The following is an 18,521-nucleotide window of genomic DNA, read 5'->3' as shown; positions in this document are numbered from 1 at the left end:
CTTGATCCCTTCCGGCGACGGGCGGGCCCCGCGACGGCTAGCGCGAGTCGGCGGCCGCGAGCTCGCACACCAGTGCGGCGATGGTGGCGACGTCCTTGAGGTAGCGCGCCTCGATGAAGCGCGCGGGCAGCGGCGTCCGCAGCCCGTCGCGCAGGTGGTTGAGCAGGACGGCGGTGCGGAGCGAGTCGAGGATCCCCGACTCCAGCAGCGGGGTGTCCGCCGCGATCTCCACGCCGCCCGCGGCGGACCCGAAGTTCTCCCGGACGAAGCCGAGCAGCTCGGCGCGGACCTCTTCCTCGGTCATGCGTCCTCCTCGTCGGGCGCCGGCGGCGCCGGTCAGTTCAGCCACGGCGGGGTGGCGAGGATCTTGATGACGGCGCTGGAGAGCGTGACGCCGGGCGCCATGCCGGCCAGCAGCACGTGGTCGCCGGGCCCGAGCTCGCCGGTCGTCAGCAGGTGGTCGAGAGAGACGAGCTGGTCGCTGGCGCCGAGGTGCCCGACGGTGCGGCCGAACTCCCAGGTGGACATCGACAGCGGCAGCCCGAGCGCGCCCATGCAGCGCTGCTCGACCGTCTCCCGGTCGTTGTTCATGAACGCCACGCGGGCGAGGTCGGCGAGCTCGATGCCCGCCTCGTCGAGGGACCGCTCGACGCTCTCCAGCAGCTTCTGGTGCACGGTCACCCACAGGGACGGGCCGCCCTCCGTCCGGGCCCGCGCCTTGGCGAGCGCCCCGGCGAGGAACGACTCGGTGCGCCGGTGGAAGTCCATGGACTGGCCGGTGGTGGCGCCGGGCGGGAACAGCGGCTCGCCGCTGCGGTGGAGTTCCTCGCCCTCGGGGACGGTGATGGAGTTGACCGACAGCAGCTGCGCGAAGCCGGGGGCGCGGCCGAGGACGAGCGCGCTCGCCGCGTCGCCCATGACGAAGCCGGGACCGGCGTTCCACCGGTTCACCAGCGGGGTGCCGTAGTTGTCGGTGCTGACGACCAGCGCGGTGCGGCGCGCGGGGTCGGCGCTCAGGTAGGCGGCGCCCAGCTCCAGCGCGCTGAACACCCCGTTGCACCCGTGCCGGGTCTCCACGGCGAGGGCACCGCCGCCGACGAGGTGCCGCTGCAGGTAGTACTGCGGCTGCCAGCCGTCCGGCCCCTGGTGCCAGGTGTCGGTGTAGAGCAGCAGGTCCACCTCGTCGGGGCGCTGGCCGCAGCGCTCGAACGCCGTCCGCGCCGCGCGCAGCGCCATCTCGGGGGCCGGGACCTCCCCGGCCACGGCGACGCCGGTGAAGCCGTGCGCCTCCGCCCCCTCCTCCGGGTGCAGGCCCTGGGCGACGGCCCATTTGACGTCGACGGTCTCCGGCAGGTAGACGCCGACGCTCCTGACGTACGCGTCCTGGGTGCGCATGACCTCGGTTCCTCGCTTCCGGTTGCGTCGGGCCCGTGTCAGGCGCCGACCATCGGCTCGGCCTCGCCGGAGAGCAGCCCGGCCAGATGTTCGGCGATCGCGGTGACGGTGGGCTGGTGCCACAGCAGCGTGGCGGGCAGTCCGTGCCCGAACCGCTTCTCCAGCCGCCGCCGGATCACCAGCGTCATCACCGAGTCCAGGCCCTGCTCGGCCAGGGAGCGGCGGGGGTCCAGGTGCTCGGCGGACAGCCGCATCTCGGTCGCGATCTGGGCGCCGACGACCTCCAGCAGGCGCGCGCGCAGCTCGTCCGGCGGCAGGCCGGCCAGGCCGTCGGTGTCGGACGTGCCGCCCGGCGCGGCGGCCCGGTCCCGGGCGGCGGCGTCCGCCGCGGCGGCGACCTCGGCGAGCAGCGGCGGGCGCCGCGTGCCCGGTTCGGCCGGGGCGACGCCGAGCACCGCGTAGTACGCGCCGCCGTGCGCGGCGGCCAGGTCCCAGGCGGCGAACGCCTCCGGCGCGGTGACGTCGGTGACGCCGCGGGCCTGCAACTCCATGTCCACGACCTCGTTGACGGCCATGCCCTTGCCGCGCCAGGACGTCCAGCCGAGGCTCACGGTGTCGCGGCCCCCGGCGGCGCACCGGTGCGCGGCGAACGCGTCGAGGAAGGCGTTGGCGGCGGCGTAGCCGGCCTGGCCGGGCAGGCCGAGCAGGTGGCCGCAGGACGAGAACAGCGCCAGGAAGTCCAGGCTGCCGGGCGGGAACAGCCGGTGCAGCGTCCAGGCCCCGTCGACCTTGGGACGCAGCACGGTGCGCAGCGACGCCTCGTCCACGCCGGGGATCATCCGGTTGTCGAGGGCGCCGGCGGCGTGCACGACGCCGCGGATCGGCGGGAGGCCGAGCGCGTCGGGGTCGAGCGCCCGCGCGGCCTCGGCGGGGTCGGCGATGTCCAGCGCCACGGTGGCGACGGTGACGCCGAGGCCCTCCAGCGCCCGGACGCCCTCGATCCGGCGGCGGGTCTCGGCGTCGGCGGGGGCGTCCCAGTCCGAGCGGGCCGGGAGGGGGCGGCGGCCGGCCAGCACGATGCGGCGCGCGCCGCGCTCGGCCAGCCACCGGGCGACCTCCAGGCCGAGGACGCCGAGGCCGCCGGTGACGAGGTAGGTGCCGTCGGGGTGGCAGCGCACCGGTTCGCCCTCCGGGGGCGCGTCGTCGGGGCGGGCGAGGCGCGCGACGGTGATCTCGTCCGGGCGCAGCGCGATGACGTCGTCCCCGGGCGCCGCCCGCAGGACGGCCAGCAGCGCGGCGGCGTCGGGCACCGATCCGTCCGCCGGGAGGTCGATCGTGCCGCCCCACAGCTCGGGGTGCTCGCCGGAGACGATCCGTCCGAGGCCCCACAGCGGCGCGTGGCCGAGGGCGTCCTCCGCCCGGCTCTCCCTGACGCCCGCCGTCAGGCACCACAGGCGCGGCGCGGCGGCGGGATCGAGCGCGGACAGCCGCTGGACGGCCTGCGTCAGCAGCCATGCCGCGTCGAGGGCGGCCTCGGCGACGGGCCGTCCCGATGTCGCGGGCGGCGGGACGAGCAGGACGTCCGTGGACGGCCCGGCCTCGGTGGCGAACCTCGCGAGCGCCTCCGGGCCGGACACTGCCGTGCAGGTCGCCCCGGCCGCGTGGAGAGTGCCGCGCAGAGCGTCCACAGCCTGTGGATCCGGGCCCACGATGACGACGTCCCGCTCGGCGCCGCCGCCGGACGGGGTGAACGGCCGCCAGGCCAGCTCGTGCACCAGCCGTGCCGGATGCGCGGCGGCCGTGCCGGGGTCGCGGTCCATCGTCGCGTAGCGAAGACCCGCGAGCCGGGCCAGGACCCGGCCGTCCGGGTCGGCGATCAGCACGTCCACGGAGTCGTCCCGGGACGGGTCCACGACGACCTCGACGACCGCGTCCTCCGGCGGCTCGCTCGCGAGGTGCACCTCTCCGACGTGGGCGACCATGCGGAGCACGGCCTCCCCCGGATAGGCGGCGGGCGCGATCGACAGCGCCGCGTCCAGCAGCGGCCCCCAGGTCGCGGCGCCGCGCGCCGGATGCCCGGCCGTGACGACCGCGCGCAGCCGCCCCTCGCCCCGGTACAGCTCACGGACGGTCCAGTCGAACGCCATCGTCGGGACGCCCACCGACGCCAGGCGCTGCTGGACGAACCCGGTGTCCACCGCCTCGCCGGGGGCCGCGGTGTCGGCGAGCGCCGGCGGCAGCGGGTCGGCGGGGCCGGACGCCACGGCGGCGGTGCAGTGCGTGAGCCACGACCTATCCGCGGAGTCGTCGGCCGTCGCGCGGGAGGCCAGGCGGGCGGCGCCGTCCTCCAGCAGCACCTGAACCTCGCGGCGGTCGGTGGTCAGCGGCAGCCGGAGCGCCACGTCGGCCAGCGTCGGCGGCGGGCCGTCCCGGTCGGCCACGGCACCGAGGAAGGTGTTGATCAGCACCGCCGCGGGCACGATCTCGACCCCGTTGATGGTGTGGCTGCCCGGGTAGGGGCGGCAGTCGTCGTCCAGGACGGTCCGCCACAGCCGCAGCGCCCGGCCGGCGACCGGGACCGGCGACCCCAGCAGCGCGTGCGCGTCCACGTCGTGGCCGAGCCCCTCGCCCGCGCCGCCGGACGGCGCGTCCCGCCAGTGCCGCCGCCGCTGCCAGGCGACGCCGGGCGGGGTGACCAGGTCGCCGCCGGGCGCCAGCGTCCGCCAGTCCAGCGGCAGCCCGTGGCAGTGCAGCGCGGCGGCCGCGTCGAGCAGCTGCGCGGGCTCGGACCGGTCGCGGCGCAGCGTCGAACCGACGAACGCGTCACCGAGACCCAGCTCGCCGAGGGTCTCGCCGATCGAGTGGGCCACCACCGGATGCGCGGAGACCTCCAGGAACGCGCGGTACCCGTCCTCGGCGGCGGCCTCGACGGCCGCCGCGAGCCGCACCGGGTTGCGCAGGTTGGCCGCCCAGTAGGAGCCGTCCGGGGCGGGCATCGCCTGCGGGTCTTGCAAGGCGGTCGAGTACATCGGGACGGCGGGCGGGACCGGCGCCAGGTCGGCCCCGGCGGCGGCCAGCTCGTCCAGCAGCGGGTCCATGTGCGGGCTGTGGAAGGCGACGTCGGAGGAGACGCGGCGCACCTGGACGCCCTCGTCCCGCCACCGCTCCACCAGCTCCTCCACGGCGGCGGCGTCCCCCGCGACGACGGTGGACAGCGGCGACGACTGGATCGCGGCCACCAGGTCGGCGCGGTCGCCGAGCCGCTCCTCGACCTCGGCGAACGGCAGCGCCGCCATGGCCATCGCGCCCCGGCCCGCGACCCGGCCCAGCAGCCGCGACCGGCGGCAGATCAGCCGCGCGCCCGCCTCCCGGGTCAGCGCGCCCGCGGTGACGGCGGCGGCGATCTCCCCGACCGAGTGGCCGATCACCGCGGCCGGGGCCGCGCCCCGGGACCGCCACACGGCGGCCAGCCCGAGCTGCACCGCGAAGATCATCGTCTGGATCCGGGCGACGTCGGTCAGCGGGTCGGCCAGCAGCACCTCGCGCGGCGAGAAGCCGATCTCCTCCCGGAAGACCGGCTCCAGCGCGTCGATCACCTCGGCGAACGCCGGTTCGGCGGCCAGCAGCCCGCGGCCCATGCCGGCCCACTGCGAGCCGTGCCCGGAGAAGACCCACACCAGGCCGGCCCCGGCCTCCGCCGGGACGGTGCCGGTGGTCACGCCGGGGCCTTCGGCGCCGTCCGCCAGCAGCCGGAGCCCGGCGACCAGCGCGTCCCGGTCCGCGGCGACGACCCCGGCCCGGTGCGGCAGGTGCGAGCGGCGCAGCGCCAGCGTGTGCCCGACGGACGCGAGCGGCGCGCTCTCCCCGCGCCCCGCCAGCCAGTCGGCAAGCTCGCCCGCGTGCTGCCGGAGCGCGGCTCCGGACGCGGCCGACACCGGGTAGAGCCGCGGCTCCCCGTCCCCGTCAGCAAGACGCGGCGCGTCCGGCCGCGCCGGGGCCTCCTCCAGCAGGACGTGCGCGATCGTCCCGCCGTACCCGAACCCGGACACCCCGACCCGCCGCGGGGTCTCGCCGCGCGGCCACGGCGTGGGTTCGGTGACCACCTTCAGCCCGCCTCCGGCCCAGTCGATCGCGGGGTTCCCGGTGGTGAAGTTCAGGCTCGGCGGGATCTCCTCGTTGGCGAGGACGAGCACCGCCTTGATGACGGACGCGACGCCCGCGCCCGCTTCGAGGTGCCCGATGTTGGCCTTCACCGACCCGATCAGGCACGGCTCGCCCGCCGGCCGGCCCGCCCCGTAGACGGCGCTGAGCGCGGACGCCTCCAGCGGGTCGCCGAGCCGGGTCCCGGTGCCGTGCGCCTCGACGTAGCCGACCGTCGCCGGGTCCACCCCGGCGCTGCGGCAGGCCCGGTCGAGCACGTGCCGCTGCGCCGCGCCGCTGGGCGCCATGATCCCGTTGGTGCGGCCGTCCTGGTTCACGGCGCCGCCGCGCACCACCGCGAGCACCCGGTCGCCGTCCCGCTCGGCGTCGGCGAGCCGCTTGAGCACCAGCACGCCGCAGCCCTCGCCGCGCCCGTAGCCGTCGGCGGACGCGTCGAACGACTTGCAGCGGCCGTCGGCGGCCATCGCGCCCGCCGCGTCCAGGGTCAGCGTCAGCCCCGGCGACACGATCACGTTGACGCCCGCCGCGAGCGCGAGCGGGCTCTCCCCCGTCCGGACGCTCTGGCACGCCAGGTGCAGCGCCACCAGCGACGCCGAGCAGGCGGTGTCGACCGCGAGGCTCGGGCCGCGCAGGTCCAGCGCGTAGGAGATGCGGTTGGCGACCGCGCACATCGCGGCGCCGATGCCGGTCCACGCCTCGATCCGCGGCAGGTCCTCCAGCAGCCGGCGGCCGTAGTCGTCCGACCCCACCCCGACGAACACCCCGGCGTCGGAGCCGGCCAGGTCGCGGGGCGGGACGCCGGCGTGCTCCAGCGCCTCCCAGGCGGTCTCCAGCAGGATCCGCTGCTGCGGGTCCATCAGCTCGGCCTCGCGCGGGGTCAGCCCGAAGAACTCGGCGTCGAACGACTCGACGCCGGAGAGGAAGCCGCCCCACGGGGTGGCGCGGCGCAGCGCCGCGGCGAAGTCCGGGCCGAACCGCTCGTACTCGCGCCACCGCTCGCGCGGGACCTCCCCGATGCCGTCGCGGCCGTCCCGCAGCAGCGACCAGTACGCCTCCGGCGAGTCGGCGTCCCCGGCGAACCGGCAGCCGACGCCGATCACCGCGACGGGCTCCGCGCCCGGCTCCGCGCCGGCCGGCCGCGCCCGCCCGGCCCCGCTGTCCTGCACCATCGATGGGCCCCCATCCACTCTCGGGTCGTGTCGCACGCGGCCGCCGTCCGCCGGGACGCGCCCGTCCGGTCCGGCCGGGTTCACCGCGGCGCTCACCGCAGCCAGGGCGGCGTGCTGAGGATCTGGACGATCGCGCTCGACAGGGTGACCCCGGGGCCGACCCCGACGAGCAGCATGTGGTCGCCGGGGCGCAGCTCCCCGGCGGTGAGCAGGTGGTCGAGCGAGACGAGCTGGTCGCTGGCGGCCAGATGGCCGACGGTCCGCCCGAACTCCCAGGTCGACTTGGACATCGGCAGCCCCAGCGCGAGCATCCCGCGCTGCTCGACGATCTCGCGGGAGTAGTTCATGAAGGCGGCGCGCGCGATGTCGCCGATCTCCAGGCCCGCCTCGGCGAGCGTCCGGTCCACCAGCTCGACCATCCGCTGGTGGACGGTCACCCACACGGTGGTGCCGGCCCCGTCCGCCATCGCCCGCCGGTTGAAGTCGGCCGTCCGGCCGCTGAAGTCGAGCGGCCGGCCCGCCGTCGGGCCGGGCGGGAAGAGCGGCTCACCGCTGCGGTGGACCTCCTCGGCCTCCGCGACGGCGGTGGTGCACACCGACAGCAGCCGGGCGAAGCCGGGCTCGGTGCTGAGCAGGACCGCGCTCGCCGCGTCCCCGGCGATATAGCCGGGGCCGAACCGCCAGCGGTCGATCATCGGGGTGCCGAAGTTGTCGGCGGCCACCACCAGCGCGTCGCGCCGGCCGGGCGAGCGCAGGTAGGACGCGGCGAGCTCCAGCGCGCTGAACACCCCGTTGCAGCCGTGCCGGACCTCCACCGCCAGCGGCCGGCCGCCGACCAGGTGCCGCTGCAGGTAGTACTGCGGCTGCCAGCCGTCCGGGCCCTGGTGCCACGAGTCGGCGTACAGCAGCAGGTCCAGCTCCTCGGGGCGGTGCCCGCAGCGCTTGAACGCCTGCTGCGCAGCCCGCAGCGCCATCTCCGGAGCCGGGACGTCCCCGGCGACGGCGGCGCCGGCGAGCTCGTGGAGCTCGGCCTCCTCGGCGGAGTAGCGGCCCTCCCGGACGGCCTGCTCGACGCCGGCCGCCGGCGGGAGGTACACCCCCAGTCCCTTGAGGTGAACGTCGGGTGTGCGCACGACCGCCTCCTTGATTGCTCAAAGCTGCGATCACTGTCCACCGCCGCGCTTAAGGGGGGCTAAGCGCGATCTGAACCGGTCAGATGTCGCGGCGGCGGAACACCGCGCACGCCACCGCCGCCGTCGCGCCGACACCGGCGATCATGATGCCGAGCAGCGTGAACGCCGGGATCCCGGTCTCGGTGGTGGTCGACATGACCATCATCCCGGCCATGATCGGCCAGAGCCCGCGGACCAGCGGCGGCAGCAGCGGGCCGAGCAGGTACGGGACGATGATGGCGGCCACGACCAGCACCACGATGGCGCCCGCCGTCGAGCGGATCAGCACGCCGAGCGCGGCGCCCAGCAGCCCGACCAGGGCGAGGTACAGGCCCGCCCCGACGACCGCGCGCAGCGACTCGTGGTCGGTGAGGGAGGCGTGCGGGACGTCCATCCCGACGAGCACCTGCTGGCCCAGCAGGAAGCCGCCGACGCTGACCAGCTCCCCGACCGCCAGCCCGACGACGGTGATGACGAGGGCCTTCGCGGCCAGCACCCGCAGCCTGCGCGGCACCGCGGTCAGGCTCGTGCTGATCATTCCGGTGGCGAACTCCCCGCTGGTGCTGAGCACGCCGAGCGCGCCGACGGTGAGCTGGGCGAACAGCGTCGCGCCCATCAGGCTCGTCAGCGTCGGGTCCCACTCCGCGCGCTCGGCGGCGGTCATGTCCGCGTACCCCTCGGCGGTCCCGCTGGTGAACAGGAACGCCATGCCCACCCCGACGACGATGGTGGCGACGACGGAGTACAGCGACGACCGGAGCGTGCGCAGCTTGGTCCACTCGGAGCGGACGGCGTCGACGAACGTCGCCCGCCCGTCCACCGGCACCAGGGCCGCGGCGGGTTCCGGCGCGGCGGCCGGTCGGTCCGTGAACGGCGTCGGTCGGCCCGTGAACGGCATCAGGCGGCCCCTTCCGTGACGTTGAACTGGACGCTGTCGCGGGTCAGCTCCATGAAGATCTGCTCCAGGGAGGCCCGGTGCGGGGTCAGCTCGGCCAGCACGGCGCCGTCCGCCGCGGCCAGCCGGTAGATCTCGGTGCTGTCGAGGCCGGTGACGAGCAGCCCGCCGTCCGGCTCCCGGCGCACCTCGGCGCCGCGCGCGGCCAGCCGCCGGGCGAACGTGCCGGCCTGCGCGGTGCGCACCAGCACCTTCGGCCGGGTGGTGCGGCCCATCAGCTCGCTCACCCCGGAGTCGGCCAGCAGCCGGCCGCGGCCGATGATGACCAAGTGGTCGGCGGTGAGCGCGATCTCGCTCATCAGATGGCTGGAGATCAGCACGGTGCGGCCCTCGTCGGCCAGCCGCCGGGCCAGCGTGCGGACCCACATGATGCCCTCGGGGTCCAGCCCGTTGATCGGCTCGTCGAAGATCAGGCAGGCGGGGTCGCCGAGCAGCGCCGCGGCGATGCCGAGCCGCTGGTACATGCCGAGCGAGAACGTGCGCACCCGGCGGTGCGCCACCCGGTCCAGGCCGACGAGCTGCAGCACCTCCGGGACCCGCCAGCGCGGGATGCCGTTGCTCAGCGCGAGGCACAGCAGATGGTCCTCGGCGCGGCGGCTGTCGTGCACCGCGTGCGCGTCCAGCAGCGCCCCCACCTCCCGCATCGGCGCGGGGAGGTCGGCGTACCGGCGGCCGCCGATCGTGGCCGTCCCGCGGGTGGCGGCGTGCAGGCCGAGGATGACCCGCATCGTCGTCGTCTTGCCCGCGCCGTTGGGCCCGAGGAACCCGGTGACCAGGCCCGGTTTGACGGTGAAGGTCAGATCGTCGACCGCGACGGTCTCGTCGAAGCGCTTGGTCAGACCTTTGACCTCGATCATGGTGCGTTCACTCCGCGGGGTCGGTGGGTCGGATCGGGTCGTCCCCCGCCGTCCGGGCGCGGGCGGGCGCGCCCGGACGGCGGCGGGGGCTACTCGGTCGAGCCGATGGCCCGCAGGACGTCCATCGTCGAGGCGCGCCGGGCGGGCCAGACCGCCGCGACGACCCCGATGAGGGCCGAGGCCAGCACGTACAGCGCCAGCTGCCCGACCGGCACCGACAGGACGTCCATCCCCTCGTCGGCCGCCGCGTTCTGGATGCTCACCGCGATCACGACGCCCACCGCGAGACCGAGCAGCGCGCCGAAGGTGGAGATGACCACGGCCTCGAACCGGATCATCCGGCGCACCTGCCCGCGCTGCATGCCGATCGCGCGCAGCAGCCCGATCTCGCGGGTCCGCTCCACCACCGACAGCGCCAGCGTGTTCACGATGCCGAGCGCGGCGATGACGATCGACAGCGCGAGCAGCACCAGGACCACCCGCAGCAGCAGGTCGATGCTCGCGGTGTACTGCTCCTTGATCTGCTCCCGGTTCTTCAGGTCCAGGTTGGGCCAGCGGTCCAGGGTGCCGCGCAGCGCGCGCTCGACCGCCGCCGCGTCCGTCCCGGGCGCCTTGATGATGTCGATCTGGTCGATCTGCGCGTCCGAGTAGTGCTCGGCGTAGCTGCCCGCGCCGAGGATGATCGTGGGCGCGGTCTCCAGCACCGACTTGACGTCGGCGTAGATCCCGGCGATCCGGAAGGTGGCGCGGGTGCCGTCCTGGTACTGGCCGGGCACGGCGGACCCGACCTTCCAGCCCTTGTCGTCGGCCGTCTTGCGGTTGACGAGCAGCTGGTCGGGCCCGAGCGAGGACGAGCCCGCCTCGATGCGCAGCCGGTACAGCCGCACCAGCCCGGCGGCGTCGCCGGCGGTGGCGCGGCTCGCCTTGCCGTCCAGCTTGAACGGGGCGGTGGCGACGCCGATCGCGTCCCGCACGCCGGGCGTCTTCGCCACCGCGTCCCGCACCTCGGTGCTGAGCGGGGTGAGCGAGCTCGGCGCGTCGATCCGGTAGTCGGCGGTGAGGCCCTCGTCCACCTGCCGGTCGGTCGAGGCGACCATCGACGCGGAGATCACCGACACGCCGCTGACCAGGGTCAGCCCGATCATCAGCGCGGACGCGGTGGCGGCGGTGCGGCGCGGGTTGCGCTGCGCGTTCTCCCGGCTCATCCGGCCGGTGACGCCGGCGATCCGGGCGAACGGCCAGCCGAGCAGCCGCGTCGCGGGGCGGCTGACGATCGGGCTGAGCGTGGTGATGCCGATGAACAGCGCGGCGGCGCCGCCGCCCGCGATGACCAGCGCCGCGTCGCCGGACCCGCCGAACCCGATCGCCATCACGACCGCGCCGGCGACCGCCTCGATCGTCCCGGCGATCGCGCGCAGCCGCAGCGACCGGCCGCTCGCGGCCACCGCGTCGTCGCGCATCGCCGCGACCGGCGGGATCCGCGCCGCCCGCGACGCGGGCAGGTAGGCGCCGACCAGCGTGACCAGCATGCCCACCGCGTACGACCACAGCACCGCCATGGGCGGCAGGGTCAGGTCGCCGGCGGGGACGCCGAAGTCCAGCGCGCCGAACAGCGCGATCAGCCCGAGGCCGAGCCCGCCGCCGGCGAGCAGGCCGATCGTCGAGCCGAGGAACCCGACGCCGAGCGCCTCGCCCATCACCATCAGCGTGACCTGGCGGCGGGACGCCCCGATCGCGCGCAGCAGCGCCAGCTCCCGGGTCCGCTGCGACACCAGCATCGAGAACGTGTTGAAGATGATGAACGAGCCGACGAACACGGCGACGAACGCGAAGACCAGCACGAACGTCCGCAGCATCTTCAGCACGTCCTTGACGGACGCGGTCTGCTCGTCGATCGCCTTCGTGCCGGTGACGGCCTCGTAGCCGGACGGCAGCACCCGCGCGATCGCGTCGCGCAGCTCGGTCTGCGACACCCCCGGCGCGGCGTGCACGGAGATCTGCCGGTAGGTGCCGGGGTGCTCCATCAGCAGCCTCTCGGCGGCCTGCGGCTGGAACGCGGTCACGACCAGGGCGCTGAGCGCGTCCGACGAGCCGTACTGGAAGATCCCGGAGACGGTGAAGGTCCGCACGCCGGACGCCAGCACCACCTGGACCCGGTCGCCGGCCTTGTAGCCGGTCGCGTCCGCGGTGTTCTGGTCGAGGGCGATCTCGTCGGCGGCGCGCGGCCCCGTCCCGGACTTCAGCCGCATCGGCGACAGGTCCGGGTCGGCGTTCCAGTCCCGGCCGGTCTGCGGCGGCGACCCGTAGATCTTGCCCTTCTTGTCGACGACGCCCGCGAAGCCGGTGACCTCGCCGTGCACCTTCGCCACGCCGGGCGCGGACCGGATCGTCGCCAGCAGCGACGCGGGCACGGGCCGGTCGGGCGCGTCGGTACCGAGCTCGGTGCTGACCGCGCGCTGGGTGCGCACGACCGCGTCGGTGCCCCGGCCGAGGTCGGAGAAGGCGCTGCCGATCGACTTGTCCAGGGTGGCCGACAGGATCATCGTGCCGGACACGAAGCCGACGCTGAGGATGACCGCGAGCGCGGTGAGCCCCAGCCGCAGCTTGTGCGCGAGCAGGCCCCGCAGGGCCAGGCGTGCCATCACGACCGCTCGCCCCCCGGCAGCTCGAAGCCCTTCATGCGCTCCAGGACGCGCTCCGCGGTCGGCTCGGCCATCCGGTCGACGATCTTCCCGTCGGACAGGAACAGCACCTCGTCGGCGTAGCCCGCGGCGGCCGGGTCGTGGGTGACCATCACGATGGTCTGCTCCAGGTCGCGCACCGAGTCCCGCAGGAACGCCAGCACCTCGCCGCTGGAGCGGGAGTCGAGGTTGCCGGTCGGCTCGTCCGCGAAGACGATCTCCGGGCGGGAGGCCAGCGCGCGGGCGCAGGCGACCCGCTGCTGCTGCCCGCCGGACAGCTCGGCCGGCCGGTGGCCGAGCCGGGGCCGCAGCCCCACCGTGTCGATGATCTTGTCGACCCAGGCCCGGTCCGGCTTGCGGCCCGCGATGTCCATCGGGAGCGTGATGTTCTCCAGCGCCGTCAGCGTCGGGACGAGGTTGAACGCCTGGAAGACGAAGCCGATCTTGTCCCGGCGCAGCGCGGTGAGGCGCTTGTCGTTCAGGCCGGACAGGGCCGCGTCGCCGATGTAGACCTCGCCGCCGCTGACCCGGTCCAGCCCGGCCATGCAGTGCATGAGCGTGGACTTGCCGGACCCGGACGGCCCCATGACCGCGGTGAACCGGGCCCGGGGGATCTCCACGCTGACGTCGTCGAGCGCGGTGACGGTGGCCGCGCCGGTCACGTAGGTCTTGGTGACGTGCTCGGCCCGCGCGGCGGCCGCGGCGACGCGCGGCTCGGTACTCGCGGTTGCGCTGCTGCTCATATCCGTTTCCTTCATCAGGAGGTTCCTCGTCACGGGACTTGCGGGGTCGCGTGGACTCGCGTGGTCACGTGGACTCGCGTGGTCACGTGGCTTCGCGGGGCCGGCCGCCGGTGCTCCGGCCTCGTCTCGATTCCAGCCGCTCGGCGGGGGTCGCCGACAGCGGGCAAGGTACGGAGCGCGGCGTACGAAGGTGCAGGCCGCCGGACGCGGGAAGCCACTTTCGTAGGGCCCCGCACCGCCGCGGGCACACCCGGCGGCGGGCCGGGAGCGCTTACATTTGAGTGCGTGAAGCCTGTGCTGCGGCGCCCCTGGAGCACCCCCCGGGGTGCCGTCCTCACCGACCTCGCCGTGGTACTGGCCGTCCTGCTGCTCGGCCTCGCCGTCACCGCGACGCCGGACGCTCCGCTGAAGCCGGCCGGCGGCCTCACCTACCTGCTCGTCCCCGGGCTGGCGCCGGCGCTGTTCTGGCGCCGCCGCGCGCCGCTCGCCGCCACCTGGGCGGTGGCCGTCGCGGCGGTGCTGGTCCCGGCGGCGGAGCTGGTCGTCCCCGGCACCTTCTTCCGGCACGGTGGGGACGCCGACTACACCGAACTGCTCGCCTGGACGCCCGCCGCGCCCTTCGCCGCGTACGCCGCGCTCGCCTTCGTCAGGAGCGCCCGCACCGCCTGGGCGCCGCCGGCGGTGATGGCCGTGGGCGCGGCGCTGATGGGCTGGGCGATCCCCGGCCCGGAGCAGGGCGGCCCCGGCTCCACCGACGCGGTGGTCTTCCGCAGCATGGCCTTCCTCGCGGTCGGCGCGCTGCTCGGGCTGTACGCGGGGGCGCGCCGCCGCATGGTGCACACGCTGGTCGAACGCGCCGAGCGCGCGGAGCGGGAACGCCACCTGCTGGCCGAGCAGGCGCGCGCGGAGGAGCGGGCGCGCCTCGCCGCCGAGATGCACGACGTGGTCACCCACCAGGTCAGCCTCATGGTGCTGCAGGCCGGCGCCCTGCGGGTCACCCTGCCGGACGAGGAGTCGCGCGCCGCCGTCGAGCAGATCCGCTCCACCGGCTGCGCCGCGCTGGAGGAGCTGCGGGACGTGGTGGGCCTGCTGCGGCGCGGCGGCGAACCGATCGCCCCGCCCCGCGACGGCCCGGGGCCGGCCGAGCGGATCGACCTGTCCCGGCTGATCGCCGAGTCGGAGTCGGTGGGGGTGCCGGTCGCGCTGGCGGAGGAGGGCGGCCCGCCGCTCGCCCCGCCCGCGGTCGGCCGCACCGTCCACCGCGTCGTCCAGGAGGCCCTCACCAACGTGCGCAAGCACGCCCCCGGCGCGCGGGTCGAGGTGCGGCTGCGCCGCGACCCCGGGACGGTTTCGGTGACCGTGGCCAACACCGCCCCCACCGGCGAGGACGGGGTGCTCGCCGCCGCCGGCTCCGGGATGGGGCTGCGCGGCCTGCGGCAGCGGGTCGAGATGGTCGGCGGGTCGTTCGCCGCCGGGCCGGCGGACGGCGGCGGCTTCCGGGTGGAGGCGACCCTGCCGACCGGCCCGGACACGGCCGGCGACGACGCTCAGGTCTCCTTCACCCGGTAGCTGCGCACCGTCAGCGGCACGAAAACGGCCAGCAGCGCCACCGACCACGCCACGGTGGCGATCACCGGATGTTGCAGGGGCAGCGCCGGGTCCGCCAGCCGGGCACCTGGGCTGCCGAACAGCTCCCGCCCGGCCACCACCCCGGCGCTGACCGGGTTCCATTCGGCGATGGTGCGCAGCCAGCCCGGCATGTCGCCGGTGGGCACGAACGCGGTCGAGATCAGCGCGACCGGGAAGAAGAACGGGGCGAGCCGCCCGGCCATCTCCTCCGAGCCCGCGGCCAGCCCGATGAACAGGCCCACCCACGTCATCGCGTACCGCAGCAGCAGCGTCAGCCCGACCGCGGCGGCGGCGTTCGCCGCGCCCGCGTGCGGCTGCCAGCCGACCACCACGCCGCAGGCCATCATCAGCAGCAGGCCGATCGTGCCGATGAGCATGTCCGCCCCGGACTGCCCCAGCGGCACCGCGACCCGCGACACCGGCATCGAGCGGATCCGGTCCAGGATGCCGCGCTGCGCGTCCACGGCCGCGTCGGTCGCGACGGTGGAGACGCTGGTGAACGACATCATCACGAACAGGCCCGGCATCAGGTACTCGCGGTAGTCGCCGCCGCCGGGCACCTCGACGGCGCTGCCCAGCACGTAGCCGAACAGCAGCACCATGATCACCGGGAACATCAGCGCGGCGACCAGCACCTGCGGCTGGCGGCGGAGCTGGGTCAGCGGGCGGCCGACGAGGGTCAGCCCGTCGGCCACGGCCCAGCGCAGCCGCGCCGCCGCCGTCGTCGGGACGACGGGGACCGTCGCGGCGGCACCTCCCCGGGCCGCCATCACACCGCCTCCCGCACCTGGTCGCCGGCCCGTTCGGGATCCCCGCCGCCCCGCGCGGTCAGGTGCAGGAACACCTCGTCCAGGGTGGGACGGCGCAGCGCGACGTCCACCGCCGCGATCCCCCCGGCGTCCAGCCGCCGCACGACGTCGACCAGGGTCGCCGCGCCGGTCGGGACCGGCAGGCTGAAGCCGTCCTCGCGCAGCTCGGCGGGCCCGTCGCCGATCTCGGCCGCGAGCAGCGCCGCCGCCCGCTCCACCGGGGCGGGACGGGCCAGCGTGACGTCCACCCGGTCGCCGATGATGCCCTTCAGCTCGTCGGGCGGGCCGGACGCGACGATCCGGCCCCGGTCCACCACCGCGATGTCGTCGGCGAGCTGATCGGCCTCCTCCAGGTACTGCGTGGTGAGCAGCACCGTGGTGCCCTCGGCGACGAGGGTGCGGACGGTGTCCCAGATCTCGCCCCGGCTGAGCGGGTCGAGCCCGGTCGTCGGCTCGTCCAGGAACAGCACCTTCGGCGCGATGATCAGGCTGGTGATCAGGTCGAGCCGGCGGCGCATGCCGCCGGAGTAGGTGCGCACCTGCCGGTCGGCGGCGTGCGCCAGCCGGAACCGGTCCAGCAGCTCGTCGGCCCGCCGCCGGGCCTCACGGCGGGACAGATGGTAGAGCCGGCCGAACAGGCGCAGGTTGTCGCGCCCGGTGAGCGCCTCATCGAGCGCGGCGTACTGGCGGGCGACCCCGATCCGGGCGCGCACCTGCGCGGGCTCCGTCACGGCGTCGAACCCGGCGATCCTGGCCCGTCCGGCGTCCGGCGCGCACAGCGTGGACAGCACCCGCACCGCGGTGGTCTTGCCCGCGCCGTTCGGTCCGAGCAGCCCGCAGACGGTGCCCGGCGCGACGCGCAGGTCCAGGCCGGCCAGCGCCCAGGTCTCGCCGAACCGCTTCCGCAGCCCCTCGGCCGCGATCATCGCGTCGTCCATGCACCCTCCGCTGTCGGACATCGGCAGATAACGCCCGCAGCGTAAATGATCGGAATTCCGCCGCGCAATACTGGGAAAGTCATTTACAGCGCCTTTGTCGCCGACTTTGGCGGCGCATTGTCGCCGCTTCAGCGGGCCCGTATGAACTGGCCGCCGAGACCTGGACGGAGGCACCCGGTGAGCCCTGCGATCGCGCCCTCGGAAGACGATCACACGCTGGACGGAGCCGCGAAGTTCACCCTGTCGGCCTCCATCGACCACCAGGCGGGACCGTCCTCGGCGTTCCGCAAGTGGTGGGACGGGCGGCACCGGGACGGCCGCTTCGAGGTCACCCGGATCCCGTTCCGTGAAATGGACAGCTGGCATTTCGCGCCGGACACCGGAAATCTGCGGCACGCGAGCGGCAGATTCTTCACGGTCGAGGGGCTGCGGGTGAGCGAGGGCGGGGCCGAGCTCTGGTCGCAGCCGATCCTGCACCAGCCGGAGATCGGCATTCTCGGGATCCTGGCCAAGGAATTCGACGGCGTCCTGCATTTCCTCATGCAGGCGAAGATGGAGCCGGGCAACGTCAACGCGGTGCAGCTCTCGCCGACCGTCCAGGCGACCCGCAGCAACTACAGCCGGGTGCACCGCGGCGCGCGGACCCGGTACCTGGAGTACTTCCTCGCGCCGCGGCGCGGCTCCCGGGTGCTGGTGGACGTGCTGCAGTCCGAGCAGGGCGCGTGGTTCCTCGGCAAGCGCAACCGCAACATGGTGGTGCAGGCGCTCGGGGACGTGCCCGACCACGACGACTTCCACTGGGTGACCATCGGCGAGCTGCGCGCCCTGCTGGCGCACGACAACCTGGTGAGCATGGACGCGCGGACCGTCCTCGCGTCGATCCCGTTCACCGCCCCGCGCCCCGGCGACCACCTCGCGGAGCACCGCGCCGGCCCGGACGAGGCGTTCACGGGTGCGCTGCTGCGCTCCTACGCGGCCGGCGGGTCGGGCGCGCTGCACTCCCGGCGGGAGGTGCTGAGCTGGTTCACCGAGATGAAGGCGGCGTGCCACTGGCGGGTGGACCTCGTCCCGCTGAACGGCGTCGCCGGCTGGGCGCGCTCCGCGGACGAGATCGCCGACGACGGCCGGGGCGGCTTCCGGATCCTGGCGACCCGCGTGCGGGCCGGGAACCGGGAGGTCGCGACCTGGTCGCAGCCGCTGCTCGCGCCGCGCGGGCACGCGGCGGCGGCCTTCGTCGCCCGCTCGTTCGGCGGCGTCCTGCACCTGCTGGTCCAGGCCCGGCCGCAGCCCGGCCTCCGCGATCTGGTGGAGCTGGCGCCGACCGTGTACGTGCCGCCGTGCGCCGACCCGGCCGCGGCCGCCGCCGCGCTGCCCTTCGGCGCGGAGGCGATGACCGCCGACCCGGCGCGGGTGCGCTTCGACACGCTGCTGTCGGAGGAGGGCGGGCGCTTCTACCACGCCCAGACCCGCTACCGGGTGGTGGAGGCGGGTGACGGCTTCCCGGCCCGCGTCCCCGAGAACTACCGCTGGCTGACGGTGCGGCAGCTCATGGAGCTGGTGCAGCACGGCCACTACCTGGACATCGAGGCGCGCAGCCTGCTGGCGTGCGTGCACAGCCTGTGGTGACGGCCCGAGAGGAAGGGGACGAACGATGCGGCCACCGCCGCTGCGCATGGGGCTGCTGGGCTGCGCCGACATCGCCTGGCGCAACGCCCTGCCGGCGATGGAGCGGGTGCCGGACGTCGCGCTCGTGGCCTGCGCCAGCCGCGACCGGGCCAAGGCGGAGCGGTTCGCCGCGCGGTTCGGCGGCGACGCGCTGGCGGGCTACGAGGAGTTGCTCGCCCGGCCCGACGTCGACGCGGTCTATGTCCCGCTGCCGTCCGGCCTGCACCACCCGTGGGGCCGCCGGGCGCTGGAGGCGGGCAAGCACGTGCTCCTGGAGAAACCGGCCGTCACCAGTGCGGCCGAGGCCGCGGACCTCGCGGCGCTGGCGGGCGGGCGCGGGCTGTGGG

The 18,521-nt window shown here is 75.2% G+C and carries 13 protein-coding genes; 3 read left to right on the top strand and 10 right to left on the bottom strand.

Annotated features, from left to right (window positions below; genetic code table 11):
• Window positions 1-37: 37 nt before the first annotated feature.
• The 8 genes from ETD96_RS03990 to ETD96_RS03955 form a co-directional block, all read right to left on the bottom strand.
• Entirely contained in the window at window positions 38-304 is a 267-nt protein-coding gene (locus tag ETD96_RS03990; RefSeq protein WP_138634197.1) for an acyl carrier protein, read from the bottom strand.
• 32 nt (window positions 305-336) lie between these two features.
• A complete protein-coding gene (locus tag ETD96_RS03985; protein ID WP_138634194.1) occupies window positions 337-1,395 on the bottom strand; it encodes a ketoacyl-ACP synthase III family protein in 1,059 nt (352 codons plus the stop codon).
• A 38-nt stretch (window positions 1,396-1,433) separates the two neighbouring features.
• Window positions 1,434-6,725 (bottom strand): type I polyketide synthase, encoded by a 5,292-nt coding sequence (locus tag ETD96_RS03980; protein WP_138634191.1) that lies wholly within the window; start codon window positions 6,723-6,725, stop codon window positions 1,434-1,436.
• Between the two features lie 92 nt (window positions 6,726-6,817).
• Window positions 6,818-7,858, bottom strand: coding sequence for a ketoacyl-ACP synthase III family protein (locus ETD96_RS03975; RefSeq protein WP_138634188.1), 1,041 nt, complete (start codon window positions 7,856-7,858; stop codon window positions 6,818-6,820).
• A 79-nt stretch (window positions 7,859-7,937) separates the two neighbouring features.
• Window positions 7,938-8,795 carry an ABC transporter permease gene (locus ETD96_RS03970; protein ID WP_138634185.1) on the bottom strand — a complete coding sequence of 286 codons (858 nt, stop codon included), beginning with the start codon at window positions 8,793-8,795 and terminating at the stop codon, window positions 7,938-7,940.
• Complete coding sequence (locus ETD96_RS03965) at window positions 8,795-9,709, bottom strand: ATP-binding cassette domain-containing protein (RefSeq protein ID WP_138634182.1); 915 nt, start codon at window positions 9,707-9,709, stop codon at window positions 8,795-8,797. Before ETD96_RS03965 ends, ETD96_RS03970 begins: the two co-directional genes overlap by 1 nt.
• A gap of 89 nt (window positions 9,710-9,798) precedes the next feature.
• Complete coding sequence (locus ETD96_RS03960) at window positions 9,799-12,351, bottom strand: ABC transporter permease (protein ID WP_138634179.1); 2,553 nt, start codon at window positions 12,349-12,351, stop codon at window positions 9,799-9,801.
• Window positions 12,351-13,133, bottom strand: coding sequence for an ABC transporter ATP-binding protein (locus tag ETD96_RS03955; RefSeq protein WP_138634176.1), 783 nt, complete (start codon window positions 13,131-13,133; stop codon window positions 12,351-12,353). The genes ETD96_RS03960 and ETD96_RS03955 overlap by 1 nt, the downstream gene beginning before the upstream one ends.
• Window positions 13,134-13,418: 285 nt before the next feature.
• Here ETD96_RS03955 and ETD96_RS03950 point away from each other — a divergent pair, with 285 nt between their 5' ends.
• On the top strand, window positions 13,419-14,702 hold the full coding sequence (locus tag ETD96_RS03950; protein WP_138634173.1) for a sensor histidine kinase: 1,284 nt from the start codon (window positions 13,419-13,421) through the stop codon (window positions 14,700-14,702).
• Here the strand turns inward: ETD96_RS03950 and ETD96_RS03945 are convergent.
• Together ETD96_RS03945 and ETD96_RS03940 are read right to left on the bottom strand one after the other, a co-directional pair.
• Entirely contained in the window at window positions 14,681-15,532 is an 852-nt protein-coding gene (locus ETD96_RS03945) for an ABC transporter permease (protein ID WP_138634169.1), read from the bottom strand. The two genes, ETD96_RS03950 and ETD96_RS03945, sit on opposite strands and share 22 nt — an antisense overlap.
• The gene (locus tag ETD96_RS03940) at window positions 15,532-16,509 is read right to left on the bottom strand and encodes an ATP-binding cassette domain-containing protein (RefSeq protein WP_138634167.1); all 978 of its coding nucleotides are present in this window, start codon (window positions 16,507-16,509) and stop codon (window positions 15,532-15,534) included. Before ETD96_RS03940 ends, ETD96_RS03945 begins: the two co-directional genes overlap by 1 nt.
• Before the next feature lie 177 nt (window positions 16,510-16,686).
• Here ETD96_RS03940 and ETD96_RS03935 point away from each other — a divergent pair, with 177 nt between their 5' ends.
• Complete coding sequence (locus ETD96_RS03935) at window positions 16,687-18,135, top strand: NDP-hexose 2,3-dehydratase family protein (RefSeq protein ID WP_240807184.1); 1,449 nt, start codon at window positions 16,687-16,689, stop codon at window positions 18,133-18,135.
• A gap of 25 nt (window positions 18,136-18,160) precedes the next feature.
• On the top strand, window positions 18,161-18,521 hold a 361-nt coding region (locus tag ETD96_RS03930; RefSeq protein ID WP_138634161.1), incomplete at its 3' end, for a Gfo/Idh/MocA family protein.

Origin of the sequence: Actinomadura geliboluensis, from assembly GCF_005889745.1 — a bacterium.
Classification (GTDB): domain Bacteria; phylum Actinomycetota; class Actinomycetes; order Streptosporangiales; family Streptosporangiaceae; genus Spirillospora; species Spirillospora geliboluensis.
Note: the sequence above shows the minus strand (reverse complement) of the source record. Positions and strands in the feature narration are given on the sequence as shown.

Coding starts and splice junctions, on each gene's coding strand:
- ETD96_RS03960 (WP_138634179.1), bottom strand. CDS start 12,351: ATGGCACGCCTGGCCCTGCGGGGCCTGCTCGCGCACAAGCTGCGGCTG.
- ETD96_RS03990 (WP_138634197.1), bottom strand. CDS start 304: ATGACCGAGGAAGAGGTCCGCGCCGAGCTGCTCGGCTTCGTCCGGGAG.
- ETD96_RS03980 (WP_138634191.1), bottom strand. CDS start 6,725: ATGGTGCAGGACAGCGGGGCCGGGCGGGCGCGGCCGGCCGGCGCGGAG.
- ETD96_RS03940 (WP_138634167.1), bottom strand. CDS start 16,509: ATGGACGACGCGATGATCGCGGCCGAGGGGCTGCGGAAGCGGTTCGGC.
- ETD96_RS03985 (WP_138634194.1), bottom strand. CDS start 1,395: ATGCGCACCCAGGACGCGTACGTCAGGAGCGTCGGCGTCTACCTGCCG.
- ETD96_RS03970 (WP_138634185.1), bottom strand. CDS start 8,795: ATGCCGTTCACGGGCCGACCGACGCCGTTCACGGACCGACCGGCCGCC.
- ETD96_RS03945 (WP_138634169.1), bottom strand. CDS start 15,532: ATGGCGGCCCGGGGAGGTGCCGCCGCGACGGTCCCCGTCGTCCCGACG.
- ETD96_RS03965 (WP_138634182.1), bottom strand. CDS start 9,709: ATGATCGAGGTCAAAGGTCTGACCAAGCGCTTCGACGAGACCGTCGCG.
- ETD96_RS03955 (WP_138634176.1), bottom strand. CDS start 13,133: ATGAGCAGCAGCGCAACCGCGAGTACCGAGCCGCGCGTCGCCGCGGCC.